The sequence below is a fragment of the Paenarthrobacter nitroguajacolicus genome, from assembly GCF_051027655.1.
GTDB classification, from domain to species: Bacteria; Actinomycetota; Actinomycetes; order Actinomycetales; family Micrococcaceae; genus Arthrobacter; species Arthrobacter nitroguajacolicus.
In genome coordinates this window covers 3,995,507-4,011,408 of the sequence record NZ_CP073234.1, presented here as the reverse complement: position 1 = coordinate 4,011,408, position 15,902 = coordinate 3,995,507, and the positions used below count along the sequence as shown (strand labels likewise).

The window sequence follows — 15,902 nt, the reverse complement described above, 5'->3', positions numbered from 1 at the left end:
CATGGCCATCAAGACACTCCTACCGGGCCGCGGCGCGCCGAACCGCGGCGCGCCGGCCCGCGCAAGCGGCCGCGACCGCGCGGAACGCAAGCTCGCGTTCCGCATGACCGCACCGTCGCTGGTCATCATGGCGCTGGTTGCGGCGGTCCCTATCGGCTACGCGATCTGGCTCTCGCTGAACCAGTACAGCGTCCGCACCGCAGGTCTGTCCCGATTCGTCGGCCTGGAAAACTACATCAACGCCCTCGCAAGCCAGGAGTGGTGGGCTGCGTTCGGCCAGACGTTCCTCTTCGCTGGTCTCTCTGTCAGCCTGGAACTCATCCTCGGCACGGCCATGGCGCTCCTGCTGAACCTCGCGTTCAAGGGCCGGGCCGTCCTGCGCACCGTGGTTCTGTTGCCGTACGCGATCATCACCGTGGTCAGCGCCATCACCTGGCAGACGATGTTCCAGCCCAATATGGGCCTGGTCACCAACGTCCTCTCCGCACTGGGCCTGCCCGGCGGCGACGTGGTCTGGCTCGGTGAGCACGGCTATGCGATGGCCGTGATCGTCATGGCCGACGTCTGGAAGACCACCCCGTTCGCGGCGCTCATCATCCTGGCCGGCCTGCAGGTCATCTCCGCCGAAACGTACGAGGCCGCGGAGCTCGACGGCGCCAGCAAATGGCAGACCTTCGTGAACATCACCCTGCCGCTCCTGCGTCCGGCGATCGTCCTCGCCGCGATTTTCCGCACCATGGATGCCCTCCGCGTGTTCGACCTCCCGTTCGTCCTCACCCGCGGCGCCAACGGCACCGAATCCATGTCCATGCTCGCCTACACCCAACTGCGCGAAAACCGGCTCGTGGGCGAAGGCTCGGCGCTGTCCATCCTGACCTTCCTCACCGTCATGGTGGTCTCGGTCATCTACGTCCGCTTCGCCGGCGGCAACATCCGCGACGTCGCGAAGGAGGAACAATGAGCACGCTGACTGCAGAACGCCCGACGGCGGAACTCACCTCGCGCCCCAAGGCGCCGAAGCGTCGTCGGTTGCGTGGGGAAGCGAAGCTGCATCCGATGGTTTGGGTGTTCGTCATTGCCGTGATGGGCTTCTCGCTCATCCCGTTCTACTGGCTGGTCAACACCTCCCTTAAGAAGGGTGCGAGCCTGTCCCAAGGCGAGCTCTTCCCGAGCCAGCCGACCCTCGAGAACTATCTGGTGGTCTTCCAGAACCCCGAGTTCCTCCTGGCCTTGCGCAACTCGGTGATTATCGCCGTCGTGACTACAACAGTGGCGCTGGTATTCGCGTCCTTCGCCGCCTATGCGTTGGCCAGGCTGAAGATGCGCCGCAAGGCGATGATCCTGACGCTGATCCTCTCGGTCACCACGTTCCCGGCCATCGCCATCGCGGCCCCGATGTTCTCCATCTGGCGTGAAATCGGCCTGTACGACACATTGCTCGGCCTCATCATCCCGAAGCTGACCTTCGCGTTGCCGCTGGCGATCTACACGCTGACGTCGTTCTTCAAGGAGATCCCGCGTGAGCTGGAGGAATCCGCGTATATGGATGGCGCCACACCGTTTGTCGCCTTCCGGAAAGTCATCCTGCCCTTGGCCATCCCCGGCCTGGCGACGACGGCGATCCTGGTGTTCATCTCGGTCTGGAACGAATTCCTCCTGGCCGTCACTCTGACCACATCGCCGGAATCACGTCCCGTCCCGGTGGCCATTGCGTTCTTCAGCGGAACCAGCGAGTTCGACCAACCCCTCGGCACCATCAGCGCAGCGTCGGTGATCATCACCATCCCGCTCGTTATCTTGGTGCTCCTCTGCCAGAAGCGCATCGTGTCCGGCATGACGGCCGGCGCGGTCAAGGGCTAACCCCAAACCTAGTAACCACAGAAAGAACAGGAACAACGTGAGTATTCAGCAGCAGGCCCCGTCCACAACCCTCAAGGTGGGAGTTGTGGGCATCGGTTGGGCCGGCCAGCAGCACCTCAAGGCGTACAGCAATATCGACGGCGTCGAGATTGTCGCCGTCGCCGGTATGGAGCAAGACCTTCTTGCCCAGCTGAAGGAGGAATACAGCATCCCCCACGCCTTCGCCCGGTGGGAGGACATGATCGAGCTCGAAGGGCTCGACGCCGTCAGCGTCGCTGTGCCGACTTTCCTTCACGCACCGATCGCGATTGCGTCGCTCGAGCGGGGACTGCATGTGCTGAGCGAAAAGCCGTTGGCGCGCAACGCCGTCGAGGGTCAACAGATGGTGGACGCCGCCCGCAAGGCCGGCCGCGTGCTGGACGTTGCGTTCAACCACCGCCGCCGCGGCGACATCCAGGCGCTCAAGGAAGTGATCGACGCCGGCACGCTGGGTCGCCCGTACTACGCCAAGGCATCCTGGCTTCGGCGACAAGGCATTCCGATGCTGGGAAGCTGGTTCACTAACCCCGAACTCGCCGGTGGCGGACCGCTTGCTGACATCGGCGTGCACGTCCTGGACTACTCACTGCACCTCCTCGGCGAGCCCAAGGTACTGGCCGTCTCTGCGTCGACCCATTCCGAACTCGGCCCGCGCGGCCTCGGAGGAAACGCCCGCTACACGGCCTCGAACTCCAGCCATAAGTTTGAAGTGGAGGACTTCGCGTCCGCGTTCATCCGGCTGGAAGGCGGCGGTACCTTGATCCTGGAAGCGGGATGGGCCACGTACCGCGACGAGCGGGACCTGATGGACTTCACGGTTTACGGGACCGACGGCGGTGCGGACTTGCGCTCGGTTGGCGCCTCCGAGAACCCGGTAGCGGACGTGCACGTCTTCACGGAGAAGGACGGCGAGAACGCCGACTTCGAAGTTGTGGCCGAACCCGGGCGAGCCCACCAGGCCGTCGTCGACGATTTCATCGCTGCCGTGCGCGGTGGCGAAACTGTATGGGGAAGCCATGACGGCTCACTCGCCCTGAGCCGTGCCCTGGTGCTCGATGCTTGCTACAAATCCGCCCTCGAACAACGTGAAGTGGTGCTCTGAAATGTCTGATGCGAAATTGAAGGTTGTCGTCTGGAACGAGGCCGTGCACGAGGCCCGCAACGAGCCTGCAACCATTGGCGAGATGTACCCGGAAGGAATCCACGGCGCCATCGCCGCCGGACTGCGCGGCTTCTACCCGGACTCCGAAATCTCGACGGCGACACTCGCCGATCCCGAACATGGACTCTCTGAAGAGGTGCTGGAGCAGACCGACGTGCTGCTGTGGTGGGGGCACATTGCGCATGGGGAAGTCGCTGATGAGGTGGTGGAACGCGTGCAACGCCACGTCCTTGGCGGCATGGGCTTGGTGGTGCTGCACTCAGGGCACTTCGCCAAGATCTTCACTCGATTGTTGGGGACCACGTGCTCCCTGAAATGGCGCAACGAGGGCGAACGCGAGCTCGTATGGACGGTCAAGCCCTCGCACCCGATCGCGGCTGGTATCGAGAGCCCGATCGTGATCCCTCAGCAGGAAATGTACGGCGAACTGTTCGACATCCCCGAACCCGATGACCTGATCTTTATCAGCTCCTTTGAAGGCGGCGAGGTGTTCCGCTCCGGCGTGACATTCTCCCGAGGCAAGGGCAGGATCTTCTACTTCAGCCCGGGCGATCAGGAATACCCCGTGTACCACCAGCCGCAGATCCAGAAGGTCATCGCCAATGGGGTGGGCTGGGTTGCCCAGCCCGGTGTTTTCCGGGAGGCGCCCGAGGTCTCCAACCCTGCGCGGGGGTGGTTCGAGGAGGCGTAGGCCGTTCGGGGTTCCGCCGTCCGGTTCTCTGTTCCACACTGGTCTTAGCGGGTTCCGCCGCTGGGCGGCGGAATGGAAACCCTTAGGGGCGGGCCGGAACGAGGAATGCCATGCGGAAAGCGCGCATCGCGGCTGTGCTGACCTGGATCTACGCTGCGGCGTTCGGGATACCTGCGATTCCGGTCAGCATCTACCTCCTCCAGAACGGGTACCTGCCCATGTTCATGGACCTGTTCCCGATGTACGCGGGACCGTGGGACGGCCTGGACGGCTGGGTCTTCGTGACGCTGCTGATGGCATTCCTGCTTGTGGTGTTGGTGGCGTCGTGGGCTGCTTGGCTCGCATGGAGGGGACGCCGGTCCGGGCTTGTTCTCGGGCTGGCTCTCCTACCTGTGGAGGCGGTGTTCTGGCTAGGCTTCGACCTACCGTTTCCGTGGTTGTTCGGTGTGGCCCGGGGGTTACTGGACGCGCTCGCTTTGATGTCCTTGCGTCAACGTCCGCAGGGGCGACTGGCTGGTTAGACCCGTGCCCACACGTGTAGAGCGGGCGATGGCGGTCACGCAATGGTAATTCGCTTATGTGTTCCACAATATTTGCGGATTTAGCCAGGCGGTCGCCAAGCACTGTCCTTTAAGCCGCAAGGCGCTTTTGACCGAGGATATGTATTTGTTTGCATAGTAAGGGAAGCAGAAACTAAGGATCTCGAATCCGTCGTCGATTTGCCTAACGCCCAGGTCTGTCTGAATGTGTGGCGCTCTCTCGGCTGTGGCCGCGGGGCCTTCGCGTGTTCCTAAACTGGTCGTCGAGCTCTGCGATGCGATGATGCAGCGACATCAATTGCAATTGCCGCGGCCGCTACCGCGAGGCCGTTGCCAAGCGCTGACAAGGCGCCATAAATTGGCCAGAATATTGCAAATGAGATGAATCCGGCCAGAAAGACGATGATAGTGCGACGCATTCGTATAGTCACTTTCATGGGACGACGCTACCACGGCAAAAATGCCGGGTAGCGTGCGCCTTGGTGGGCTAGACCGAAGCCGTGACAAACTGCTCGATTCGTTCGAACACTTCCGCTTGGGCCTGTTGGGAGGCCCGCCAATCGTTCGGAATCTGCAATGAGTGGTCGGCTCCCGGCACCTCAAAGAACATTCCTGCACTCTCGGATTTACGTCCGCCGTCCCAGAGCTTGTCCAGTGAACCTCCGATAAACAGGTCGTCCTTCGACGACGTGCCGATAGTACTTCTGACTCTGTCATCTGTGAGCAGGGGCGTCAGCCAGATCCCAGGGATGTCAGCTTCCTCGGCCCAAGGAATACACAAACTGCTGAATGATTTGGCGACAATCAGTCGGTGATCGGCTTCGGGCGAGGCAGCAAAAGCCTGCTCGGCAGCATTGGCCGCAAATTCGTGATGCGCAGCACCCGGCGAATCGTCAAGAGTCCACCGGACAGCCTGAACATGCCATCCAAGCGAACCCAACATTTCGCCTACCCAGAAAAGGACCGGGCCTTCCACTGGATATCCGGAACCGGGAAGCAGAACGGCCACTTTGTTTGTATCCGGTTGATTTGTGGAGGCTTTCGCCCAGGTAAAGGATTCCATATGGCATGGTACTGGCTGGCTTCGCGCTCCATATCTGATCGAGCGAAGTCACCACCTAGACAACCCCTGGCCACCACCTAGGGGCACCCAAATCACACCTATTTTCGGCTCCATCCACCACCTAGTTCCTCCTTTCCAGCCTGGGGCCTCCCAGCGCGCCCATAGTGTCCTTCTCAGAACGAGCCCCGGCCAACCGCCGGCCGCTCCCCGGGAAACACGGACAACTATTGGGGTTGGGGAATTGAAGCTGAGCCAGGAACAGAGCACCGCCGCCGCAATGGATCAGTGGATCACCGGCGTCCCGGGGCGAATCCCGGGCCACGTGATCTTCGTGGAGAACCCCAAACATACCGACTACGCGAAGACGCTGGCGAGCCAAGGCTCCACCATCCTGGTCCTCAACGGCGACAAGGATGTTGAAGGCACCGTAAAGGTTTCGGGATCGTATGACGCCGCCGGGGAGGAACTCCTGGTCGACGGATCTCTGAGCCTGGAGATCCAGGATTACGTGGCCATTCCGTTCGTGAACCTTGTGGGTGTGACCATTGTCCGGATCACTACCGAAGAGGACTGGCAAGCATTCTTTGACGATGCCCGGGAAGCCTGGACCTCGGGGCACTTCATCCAACAACTCACTGAAGCCAATGCCGTGTTGGCTGAGCGCGCGTTGCTGACAGGGCAAAACAAAGAGGATCGCCTCCTTACAAGGCTCCACATCGCTTGGGATGGAACCGTCCTCAACGGACCTTACGGAACCATGATCGGCAAGGTGGGTGACGGACTGGCAGACCTACGCGTGAGGTCCGTTGCCCTGCGTCCGGAGTCTGCTGTCGCCTCGGCCTCACCGTCAATACACATTCGCGACCTACTTGCCGCCTCGCCATGGATTCCCCGCTATCTGGCGGCGCTGGACGCATGGAAGTTCATTCCGCGTGAAGAACGCGCCGGCACGCGCTTGGTCGGCTTCGGAGTCAGCCTGTACGGCTCCGCCCTCAACGATGGTCCACCATCTGCAGGTGCTCCGTTCATCCTCATAAAGGGAAACCAGCACACGCTTCTGGACACCTCAACGGGCAGGCTCTTCACCATCGGAGCTGATGCCGCCGTCATTGTGGAAGCACTATCCAACATGGGGCAGCTCACCAAGGCTGCCAGCGTTGTAGCAGCTGCCATCAACGTGTCACCAGCAGTAGCCGGCGACGCTGTGCATGCGGTCTTCACACATTTCGAGCAGCTGGGCATCGACGTCATTGGGGCGCGCTGATGACGTCCGCAGTAAGTACGGCTCCGGGGATGCAGCGCCCGCTGTGGGTTCCCCTCACCACGCAGCACGACTTCCCGGACAGGAGCCACACGGCAGTCAGCGCCCACGGCGTCCACGTCTCCTTTGAAGACGGGCAGCAACGGATCTGTGCCAAGAGCGGCCTCTGGAACACCAACTTGGGCTACGGAAACCCACACATAGAAGCGGCGATCACGGGAGAACTCCGCTCGGCTTCCTACCTTCCACTCTTCCGGACGGCTCACAGCAAAGCCATCGAGGCTTCACGAGCCCTTCTCTCACTACCCGCGCACAACTTCCAGCGCGTGGTCTTTTCCACCTCGGGAGGAGCGGCGAACGACGCCGTCATGAAGTTGGCACGTCAGTTCTTTGTGCTTAACGGTCAACCCGAACGGAAGCTCATCATCGGGCTGAAGGGCAGCTATCACGGGCTCACTTATGGGAGTCAAGCCCTCAGTGGAGATGAACTCGGACAGTCCGTGTATGGCGTAGACCGGCGCAATATTCGCCACATCTCGTTCCAAGATCAAGGCCAGGAGCTGGCTCAGTTGATGCAGCGGGAAGGCCACAGGATCGCAGCGGTAATCGTGGAACCGGTTTTGGGTTCGGGCGCAGAGGCAGTGCCGGGCGAATTCATGGCGGCCCTGCAAAAACACCGCCAAGAGCACGGATTCCTCCTGGTCGCAGACGAGGTTGCCACGGGTTTCGGACGCGTCGGCGGCTGGTTTGCGTCGGACGATTGGCAACAACAGCCGGATGTCATCGTGACCTCCAAAGGACTGACCAACGGAACCAGCGCATGCGCCGCCCTTCTGATAGCCCAGCGCGTGACCCAACTCTTTGACACAAGCGAGTCCGTGTTTGTCCACGGCGAGACCCAGGCCGGCACACCGCCAACATGCGCCGCCATCCTTGGCACCATCGCCGAAATGACAAGGCTTGATCACAACACCCTGAGCAAACAGGTGGCCGCTGGTCTCAACAAGCTTATTGAAGAACTTCAAGGCACCCGCGGCGTAGGTGACTCAACAGGTCGCGGCTGCATGAGGGGAGTCAAACTCCACAGCAGGAACGGTACGCCGCTCTCCTCCGAAGGTGTCTTGGCAGTGGTGAGGAGCATCCACGAAGCGGGTGCCATCGTCCAGCCCGGTCCGGGCCGAATCCAACTCCTGCCAGCTCTTATTTACACCGAGGAGAACTTCGCTGAACTCCAAACGGCAATAAAGGCAGGCCTTGCTGGGGCCCAAAGCGACGGAGTCTTCGAATGATCGCCGATCACCTCTGGAGGACCCGTTGTGTCATCGTCGACGCCGGAGAGGCGCCCAAGTTCGTCGGCGGACTCACCCGCGGAAGAACGGGTTTGGTGGTGGACCAAGAGCTGCCAGAGCACCGGGATGCGCTGATGGCGGGCGACCTCAAAGGCGTGCCGGTCCTTGAACTGAACGCGGCTCCCGTCACGGTGGGAACTTTGCGGGAGGTGGGCAGCTTCATTCGCGAGAACGGTCTTCAGACCGTTGCAGGGCTCGGCGGAGGCTCAGTTTTGGATGCCGTGAAACTCGCCGCACTCTTCACCGCAGACCCCGGCCTGACCATCTTCGCCGAACGTCACGCCAAGCGTTCCGGCCTGCTCGTCCTGCCTCCCATCACAAACCCCAAAGACCGTCCGAAAACCATTCTGATGCCGTCCACCGTGGGGACCGGCGCGGAAGTCAGCGCTGTAGCTTGCCTGGACACCGCCGTCGGCCGCCGCCTGATTGTCTCGCGGCATCTGGCAGGTGACGTGGCAGTGCTCGACGCCGGACACCTCGCCACCCTGCCCAAGCACCTGGTCTTTGAGGGTCTGCTCGAAGCCCTCCTGAGGGTGGCGGGAACCATGATTGGCAGCAAAGAGAGCATCTTCGACGACGACGGCTACGTTCTCATCCAGCGGATAGTCCGGTTAGGGCAGAGGCTGACACGCGAGGATTCGCCCATGCTGCGCCTGGCCGCAGGGCACCTCAGCATGGAGACACACACTGGATGGGCGCTGATAGGTCGCGACCCCTACGGAGCCAAGCACTGGTACCTCGCCAGCGAGCTCGCATACGTCACTGGCGCAAGGAAAATGACCGCCACGGCCTCGGCGATCGGTCCCGTCTGGGAAGAAATCGGCAAGGGCGCCAGCGCTTGGGGCGACGCAGGACGCCTTCAACGGCTCTGGTCCATGGTGGCCGCTGCTGAGCCCTCTGTGGATCCGGACCCCGTGCAGGGCATCAAGGAACTGATGTGGAACTGGGGCATCACCGGGCTCGAGCGCATCAGCGAGGAAACGCTGCTGCAAACCACTGACGCAACCATCCGCAACTGGGGCGGGGCGCTTCCCATGCTCCGGGGAATCGATGCCCTCCAGATTCAGCATGTCCTCAATGCGGCAGCGAGCGGACAGCACACATCTTGCCAAGCCCAACGGGCGAACGAACAGCGGTAAGGGAAAGGAGGTGAACACACATGATCAGCAGCACAGCACTTAAGAGCCTGGACCTCACCGTCCAGGAACTGGAGCCGATGGATGTCCCGGACGACTGGGACGAACGAATCAAGGGAATCTCCGCAGGACTGGCCTTGGTAGGGATCGCCGTCGCGATTACCTGATCCAACCCCCGTGCATCAAGGAATTCGCAAGGAAGGGAGGTGAACACATATGCAGAACCAGCTCAACATCTCCATCCAGGAGATCGAGTCATTGGATACGCCGGACTTCAACAACTGGTTTATCGGCGTTACCCAAGGCGTTGCCATAGGCATCATCGCCGTCAGCATCACGTAAGGCAGCAACGCCGGGTCCATACGCACAAGCCAGGAAAGGAGGAGCCAATGATCGCAAACTCGAACCTTCAGCTGTCCATCGAAGAGCTGGAGAACCTCGACACCCCGGATGATACGCCGTGGTACATCCGCGTTGGTGACGTCATCATCATCGCCGGCATCGTCGTCGGAATCGCCGCCACATAGCCGTTGCACGCGGGTGGTGCAGATGATTTTGCCACCGCCCGCGTGTACCCCGGACCTCCACCAAACTCCCGGAGAGTACACGCTGATGAACAACGAACCTGACAAGACCGCTGATGCCATCCTTCGCATCTTGGGCCACCTGGATCCGCCGGAGGATATGTACAGTGCGTCAGGGTCCCGTCTTTACGATCAAATCACGGCCAATGACCTCACTGAACTCCCCGAGATCCTCGCCGCGGCGCGCAAGACCACTGGGCCAATCCTGGAGTTGGCCGCCGGTTCCGGCCGGATCACCCGCGCACTCCTGGCCCTCGGGCGTCCGCTGACCGCCGTCGATTCTTCGGTGGAAATGTTGGCGATGCTTAAGGAGAAGGCAGAAGACCGCACCTTCAACCCCCGCACTGTGCCGGTTGAGTTGGTGGAAGCGGACATGTCCGGCTTCGACGTAGGAGGCGAATTTGGTTGCGTGGTGCTTGGCGCCAGTTCCATCACCCTCCTTGACCCGAGCGGACGACGGGAGCTGTTCCGCAGGGTGGGGGATTCATTGGCACCTGACGGCCGGTTCCTGCTGACAGTCCTGAATGCCGACGGTACGGCGGGGTCGGAACATCACGACGGCGGCTCAACAGTTTCGCCGTTGGGGGAAGATTCCTTCCTGATCACGGTCGAAAGCCGGGACATTGCCAATGGCGCACGGAACGTGACCATGATCCACGTGGGCTTCAATGAAGGCGGTACGTATAGATCCTCCGCCTATTCCAGCCGTATCGCCTTTGTCAGCAACAGTCTTATCGAGGAAGACATCCTTGCTGAAGGCCTCACTATCGTGGAACGTCGCCCAGTCCGGATTGCCACCCGTACTCCAGGACTGAACGACATCGAGCTATGGGTGTGCAGCAAATGAGCATCGACGCTGCACGCACCCTTGACCCTGCCCTGGGGCTGGTATCCGAGGCATCCATATACCTGCCGAATGAGGTGGGCCTCTGGCGGACGGTGGGGCTGCTGGCCAATGCCGGCACGGGCGTAAGCGGGTTCGCGTCCGCAGTGGGTGCCTTTGACGTCAACAGACGGGCCTCCATAACGCGAGGGGCCGGAGAAGCTGTTGAACGTTTTGCGCTGGTCCCGGCGGACGCTGACTCCGATTGCCTGTTAATGGCACACCTCCAAGGCGCAGACATGGCCAGTCAACGGATTGATTACGTGACGCCAGGTTTGGGAATGGCCTCGGCGCTCGCCTATGAGCTGCCCTGGTACGCGGCAACGGACCTGCTGACAGGAAAGGAATCCTGCGTACCGGCACCTGTAGTGGATTACGGCGGCGGCATCCTGAACCCTTGGGACGCCTTCTTTGATCCCTCACCAAACGGTGCCGCATCGGGACCATCCGGGGCTTTCGCCAAGGCTTCCGGTGTTGCCGAAGTGATTGAGCGTGACGCATTTCTTGCTGCCTGGCGGACGCGCACGGCGCTGCAGCTATTCCATGATGGCGGGATTCCGGATCCATTGCGCGGGACCCAGGAAACCCAGCGCCTCTTGGGCCTCCTCTACGCTGCCCATGCCCGCGGCATCTCGCCCACCCTGGCTTTCATCCCGTCCGACGAGGGGCCGCTGCACACGGCCGTTTGCATCATCATCGGTAAATCTGACGACGGCGGTGCCCACCAACGGCAGTTTGGGGCCGTGGGTATCAAGGCAGCTTCCGATCCCATGGCAGCACTGAGGGGAGCGCTTCAAGAGGGCCTGCAAATTCGCGAGCTTTTCCTTGCCCGCACGCCTTCCGTCATGCCGGTGCTAGAGGTTACTGATGACGGATCACGGGCCGGTTATTGGACTCGCCCGGAGTCCATTGCCGAACTGTCCGAGTGGGCCCGGTCCTTCGGGGCTTCAGAATTTCCAGCGGCAAAAGCTGCAGCCGATGCAGACGCACTGGTGAAATGGCTGGACAGCCGAGGCATCAAAACCTATTGGGTCAGCCTCACCCATCGGCTGCCTCCAGCCATCCAGGAGCTTGGATGGGTTACGGGCAAAGCGGTTTGCCCAGGCACCATTCCCTTGACCATGGACGAAACCAAGGGGCTGGCCCGGATGCCGGGTGGTTCGTCCACGACACCCCATCCGTTGATATGAGGGCTTTTAGGAGGAACTCTTCTGAAGCCACGCCCGGAGTGGAATGGCCCGTAAAGCTGGCGTCCTCGGCATCCATCGATGCTCCTCTGCAAGCTGGTGCGCCTTGGATCGTTGCCATGGCCAGTGTCCCCAAAGCGCGTGTTTCCACCGATGTGGCCGCCGTCCTGAACGCGCTGGATGGGGTCCGGAACCCTGCGCAGGTGGCCCAGTACCTTGGGATTCCCTGGACTGCCGCCGACGTCATGGGAATTGTCCGGCAGCTAGCCAAGACAGGAATTTTCGACGCCGGCAAGCAGCCGAGCGGGAATGGAAGGATCCAGTTCAGGCCACCCCTGACTGTTCAACTCACCTTGTTCAACCCAGCACCCCTGCTGCAGTCCATCCGCCCGCTGATGACGACCGTGTCCGGACCGAAGGCGGTGGCGGCTGCTGTGCTGCTCCTGCTCGGCGGCGTGGCAGGTGTCTTCATTGCTGGACCCAGCATCGGCCGCGTCTTATCAACGCCACTTCCATTGGAGGCCTATCTGTTTGTAGCGGTGGCCATGTTCGCTTCCACGCTGCTCCATGAATTCGGGCACGGGCTGGCGCTCACTTGTTGCGGCGGCACTCCCAGACGTATCGGAATCATGCTGTTCTACCTGTCGCCGGCCTTCTTTTGCGATGTAACCGATGGATGGAGGCTGGGGTCACGGAAGCAGCGGGTATTCGTGGCGCTCGCAGGTCCACTGGTTCACCTCGGTCTCGGAAGCTTCGCCCTGTCGGTCCACGGCTTCCTCCGGGTGTCATGGCTGCAGGATGCAGTTCTCCTCTACGGAGTCATTTGCTACGCGGTGGCCATTCTGAACTTGTTTCCGTTCATCAAATTGGATGGCTATGTCGCTTTGATGTCAGCCGTGGACGTTCCGCATCTGCGGAACAAGTCCTTGAGCGTCACGGGGGATTTAGTGAGCTCACACGTGCTGGGTTCACTGCCCAAATACCGCAGCTACGGTTGGCTGGCCTGGTTCGGGCTCGCGAGTTTCGTCTCCGGTATCGGGTTCATGGTGATTGGGTACCAGCGGCTTGTCCCTGTCTTCCTCCAACTGGGGATTGCAGGGCACATAGTTGTCGCGGTGGTCCTGTGCCTGCTGCTGACGATGGCGGGAAGGTCTATCGTCCGGTTCTTCAGTACTGCTGCCGCGAACGGAAGTCCGCTGTGGCGGCGGGCGTTCGCAGCGCTCCTGGGAACACTGGCGATCACACTCCTGGCGGTTTTCATCCCAGTGAAAGCGGTGACGGTGGCCGGTTACACGTATTCGGACGGTGCGCTGCAGATCGTGATGCCTCCCGATGCCGCAGGCAGGACGATCCGGCCGGGAGATGAAGTTGTACTTCAGTCGCAGGGAATGATCTTCCACGAAAAGCTGGGTAGTGCCACGATCGGTGACCAACCGCCGTCGGGATCCTTGGCACCGCTGGACACGATCGTTCCCATCGCTTTGGAAGGCAACAGCCTGCCCGTGCTTGCCTACCCAAGCCACCTCACCGGGGAGTCCAAGCTTGCTGCCGCGGAACGTCTTCCCGGATCCGGGCGAGCCGAAGTGACCAGCCAGCGCCACATGAGCCTAGGGGAGTGGCTGTGGGATTCCGTGACCCATTCGATGCTGTGGCCCGGTCGAAACGCGGATGCCAGTGACCACTCCAAGACTGAGGATTCCATGAAAGGGCACTCATGACAGTCACTGCCAGCTTTGAGCAGTTCAGTAAGAAGAGGGACGGGCGGTTCGCGGTCCAGGAGCTGACCTTCGATGTTCAGGCCGGCCGGGTAGTGGGCCTCATCGGCCCTAACGGCGCAGGCAAGAGCACAGCGCTCGCAGGATTGACCGGTCTGGTGGAACCCACCTCTGGACGGGCAACAGTCTTTGGGACTGACTACCGATCGCTGCGGCGGCCCGCCACCAAAGTAGGAGTGAATTTGGACGGAATGGACATAGAACCCGGGCTGACAGGACTCCGGCACCTTCAGATCTGCCAGCTAGCTGCCGGCGCTGAGCGTCAGGCCGTGGATCAGATTCTTGAGCAGGTTGACCTTGCTGCGGAGGCAAAAAAGAAGGTCCGGGACTACTCGCTGGGCATGCGGCAGAGGCTGGGGATCGCGTCCGCACTGATAGGCAGACCCCAGTTGCTGGTGCTGGACGAGCCCGCCAACGGCTTGGATCCGGAGGGCATCCAGTGGTTGCGCCGCTTCCTCAGGGACTTCGCTGCTTCCGGCGGCAGTGCGTTGGTCTCGAGCCATCAGCTGATGGAACTGGAACAGGTTGTCGACGAAGTGGTGATCCTCAAGCAAAGGACGCTTTTCCGGGGAACGCTGAAGGAGGCCAAAGCTCTGGGTGGCGGAAGCCTGGAATCTGCCTACTTCAAGATTCTGGATCGAGCCCGATGACCAGGGATGTTGTGGCCACCGAGGACCGTGTGGCTTGGCTGCCCACCGGACTTCGATCGGAGCTACTGAGGTATTTCAGCGGGTATTCCGTGGTGGGTATTCTGGCATTCAGTGCCCTGGTGCCTTGGTTCGTTGCCAACTTCCTTGGATGGCCGGGCAATTCAGGGGAGCTTTCGGCCGGCCAGAATGTCCAGGTGTTCTGGGCCCTGGCCGCAAGCATTGCTCCAGTGGCCACGTTTGCCGGGAGTTATCTCGTGACCCGGGAGTCCTACTACGGCACGCTTCGGCGAAGCATCGTAACGACCGGACTGCGGCAAGTGCTGCGGGCAAAGTACGTGGCCGCGCTGGTCATCGGCCTTGCCACTGCCATCACAGGAGTGGTGGTGTGGGGTGGAAGCGTGGCGTTGTCGCTCCCGCCAGAAGTGCGGGGAGCCCTTTTGTCTGCGGAGTCGTGGCGGGAACTGCCCGGCGTGGTGATGGCCTCGGCGCTGGGATCTATTTGGGGGTGTTCGCTCGGCTGGATCATCCGGCATTACTACGCGACGACGATCCTCACTTTACTGATCCCACTCGCCGTTGAGTTGCCCTTGTTGCTGAGCAGCTCGGAGGTTGCCCGCTGGCTTCCATCAGGCGCCTTGGCCGGAATCGCGTCACTGCCCTTTGAAGGGTTACTCGAGCCCGTGCCGGCGTTCCTGGTGTCATGCGGGTGGCTGACTGTGGCGGGTGCCGGGGCCGTGCGGACGGTCAAGGGGCGGGAGTTCTAGATGCTCAACCTGGTGCCAGCTTTCTGCTCTGATCTGCAGCGGCCATGGCTGTGGAAGGGCTCGGCCTTGGGGGCTTTGTTGGTATTGGGGCTTCTAGGGTTGCTCATTGTCGCTGCCAGCCTTGAGTCCCAAGCACCAACGCCGGGGTTGGACCGCGTCCTGCGTAAAACCGGGCTCTCCCTCATGCTCACCGGGGCCTCCATTGTGGGTGCATTCTCATTCACCGCGGACTACCGCACCGGTAGCCTCAACAGGAGGGTTTTACTGTTTCAGCGGGGCCCTGCATTCACCGGCCGGGCTGCAACAACCACCTTGGCAGCCCTCATCAGCGGCGCACTGGTGGGGACTGCCTTCGGCTTGTTCGGAGTATTTGCGGACGGCGCGTGGCATCTCAACCCGGTTACCGTTCTGGGCTTCTGTGTGACTTCCGGCATGGGGTCGTTGTGGGGCTTCGCCCTGGGATCCCTCATCCGCAACCACTTGGTGAGCCTCTTCGTTGTGCCTCTCAGCTTGGCACTCCCGGAACTCCTGTCCCCGTCGCTGGGGGAGACCGAGCGGCTCATCTTTCCAACCCTCGCCGCCAACTGGGCGGAGAACGTGGCTGTCAACATACCCGCGTTCGCATCTTTCGCCGGGGCCCTTTGCTGGCTTGTAGTGGTATCAGCGGCAGCCAGCTTGGTGTTTCTCAGGCGAGACCTCGCCTGACACTCCAATCATCAAATTAAGGAACACATAGTGAATACCAAACCGTTGGTCTGGCTCCTTCTGGCCCTCACGCTCGCTGCCTACGCTGTCTCCATCTTCATCTCGAACCGCGGTGAATCAGTGTGGTCAACTGTGTCGGGAGTCATCATGGTGGTCGCAGCACTCGTTATGTTCTGGCGATATCTTCAGGGACGCAGAGCAGGTCAGAACGAACAGTGACCCGCTTGCCACGGAATAGTTGGTCCGCGGCAAGC

At 61.4% G+C, this 15,902-nt stretch carries 19 protein-coding genes; 18 read left to right on the top strand and 1 reads right to left on the bottom strand.

Going from position 1 to position 15,902, the window contains the following annotated elements; all coding sequences use genetic code 11:
* The first annotated feature begins 1 nt into the window (after position 1).
* The 5 genes from KCX59_RS18880 (at position 2) to KCX59_RS18860 (ending at position 4,273) form a co-directional block, all read left to right on the top strand.
* A complete protein-coding gene (locus KCX59_RS18880) occupies positions 2–961 on the top strand; it encodes a carbohydrate ABC transporter permease (protein WP_179017670.1) in 960 nt (319 codons plus the stop codon).
* The gene (locus KCX59_RS18875) at positions 958–1,860 is read left to right on the top strand and encodes a carbohydrate ABC transporter permease (protein WP_179017669.1); all 903 of its coding nucleotides are present in this window, start codon (positions 958–960) and stop codon (positions 1,858–1,860) included. The genes KCX59_RS18880 and KCX59_RS18875 overlap by 4 nt, the downstream gene beginning before the upstream one ends.
* 37 nt (positions 1,861–1,897) lie before the next feature.
* Entirely contained in the window at positions 1,898–3,001 is a 1,104-nt protein-coding gene (locus KCX59_RS18870; RefSeq protein ID WP_178994084.1) for a Gfo/Idh/MocA family protein, read from the top strand.
* 1 nt (position 3,002) lies between these two features.
* Complete coding sequence (locus KCX59_RS18865; RefSeq protein WP_178994086.1) at positions 3,003–3,752, top strand: ThuA domain-containing protein; 750 nt, start codon at positions 3,003–3,005, stop codon at positions 3,750–3,752.
* Positions 3,753–3,862: 110 nt separating this feature from the next.
* Positions 3,863–4,273: a hypothetical protein gene (locus KCX59_RS18860; protein WP_179017668.1), complete on the top strand. Its 411-nt coding sequence runs from the start codon at positions 3,863–3,865 to the stop codon at positions 4,271–4,273.
* Between the two features lie 505 nt (positions 4,274–4,778).
* Here the strand turns inward: KCX59_RS18860 and KCX59_RS18855 are convergent.
* Positions 4,779–5,300, bottom strand: a complete 522-nt coding sequence (locus KCX59_RS18855) for a hypothetical protein (protein WP_434122530.1) — start codon at positions 5,298–5,300, stop codon at positions 4,779–4,781.
* A 295-nt stretch (positions 5,301–5,595) separates the two neighbouring features.
* Here KCX59_RS18855 and mpaB point away from each other — a divergent pair, with 295 nt between their 5' ends.
* The 13 genes from mpaB (at position 5,596) to KCX59_RS18790 (ending at position 15,867) form a co-directional block, all read left to right on the top strand.
* Complete coding sequence (gene mpaB / locus KCX59_RS18850; RefSeq protein ID WP_179017667.1) at positions 5,596–6,618, top strand: daptide biosynthesis RiPP recognition protein; 1,023 nt, start codon at positions 5,596–5,598, stop codon at positions 6,616–6,618.
* Positions 6,618–7,904 carry a daptide-type RiPP biosynthesis aminotransferase gene (mpaD, locus tag KCX59_RS18845; protein WP_179017666.1) on the top strand — a complete coding sequence of 429 codons (1,287 nt, stop codon included), beginning with the start codon at positions 6,618–6,620 and terminating at the stop codon, positions 7,902–7,904. Before mpaB ends, mpaD begins: the two co-directional genes overlap by 1 nt.
* Positions 7,901–9,103 (top strand): daptide-type RiPP biosynthesis dehydogenase, encoded by a 1,203-nt coding sequence (gene mpaC / locus KCX59_RS18840; protein ID WP_179017665.1) that lies wholly within the window; start codon positions 7,901–7,903, stop codon positions 9,101–9,103. The genes mpaD and mpaC overlap by 4 nt, the downstream gene beginning before the upstream one ends.
* A 20-nt stretch (positions 9,104–9,123) precedes the next feature.
* The gene (locus tag KCX59_RS18835; protein ID WP_179017664.1) at positions 9,124–9,267 is read left to right on the top strand and encodes a daptide-type RiPP; all 144 of its coding nucleotides are present in this window, start codon (positions 9,124–9,126) and stop codon (positions 9,265–9,267) included.
* A 49-nt stretch (positions 9,268–9,316) separates the two neighbouring features.
* Positions 9,317–9,442, top strand: coding sequence for a daptide-type RiPP (locus tag KCX59_RS18830; RefSeq protein WP_256870618.1), 126 nt, complete (start codon positions 9,317–9,319; stop codon positions 9,440–9,442).
* Between the two features lie 47 nt (positions 9,443–9,489).
* Positions 9,490–9,627, top strand: a complete 138-nt coding sequence (locus KCX59_RS18825; RefSeq protein ID WP_166660325.1) for a daptide-type RiPP — start codon at positions 9,490–9,492, stop codon at positions 9,625–9,627.
* Positions 9,628–9,712: 85 nt separating this feature from the next.
* Positions 9,713–10,531 carry a daptide-type RiPP biosynthesis methyltransferase gene (gene mpaM, locus KCX59_RS18820; RefSeq protein WP_179017663.1) on the top strand — a complete coding sequence of 273 codons (819 nt, stop codon included), beginning with the start codon at positions 9,713–9,715 and terminating at the stop codon, positions 10,529–10,531.
* Positions 10,528–11,757: a YcaO-like family protein gene (locus KCX59_RS18815; RefSeq protein ID WP_179017662.1), complete on the top strand. Its 1,230-nt coding sequence runs from the start codon at positions 10,528–10,530 to the stop codon at positions 11,755–11,757. Before mpaM ends, KCX59_RS18815 begins: the two co-directional genes overlap by 4 nt.
* A 38-nt stretch (positions 11,758–11,795) precedes the next feature.
* Positions 11,796–13,472, top strand: a complete 1,677-nt coding sequence (gene mpaP, locus KCX59_RS18810; protein WP_370629190.1) for a daptide biosynthesis intramembrane metalloprotease — start codon at positions 11,796–11,798, stop codon at positions 13,470–13,472.
* Positions 13,469–14,179: an ABC transporter ATP-binding protein gene (locus tag KCX59_RS18805; protein WP_179017660.1), complete on the top strand. Its 711-nt coding sequence runs from the start codon at positions 13,469–13,471 to the stop codon at positions 14,177–14,179. The genes mpaP and KCX59_RS18805 overlap by 4 nt, the downstream gene beginning before the upstream one ends.
* Entirely contained in the window at positions 14,176–14,943 is a 768-nt protein-coding gene (locus KCX59_RS18800) for a hypothetical protein (RefSeq protein WP_256871448.1), read from the top strand. The genes KCX59_RS18805 and KCX59_RS18800 overlap by 4 nt, the downstream gene beginning before the upstream one ends.
* Complete coding sequence (locus tag KCX59_RS18795; RefSeq protein WP_179017659.1) at positions 14,944–15,648, top strand: hypothetical protein; 705 nt, start codon at positions 14,944–14,946, stop codon at positions 15,646–15,648. It begins immediately after the preceding gene.
* Between the two features lie 30 nt (positions 15,649–15,678).
* Positions 15,679–15,867, top strand: a complete 189-nt coding sequence (locus tag KCX59_RS18790) for a hypothetical protein (protein WP_091470216.1) — start codon at positions 15,679–15,681, stop codon at positions 15,865–15,867.
* Positions 15,868–15,902: the final 35 nt, after the last annotated feature.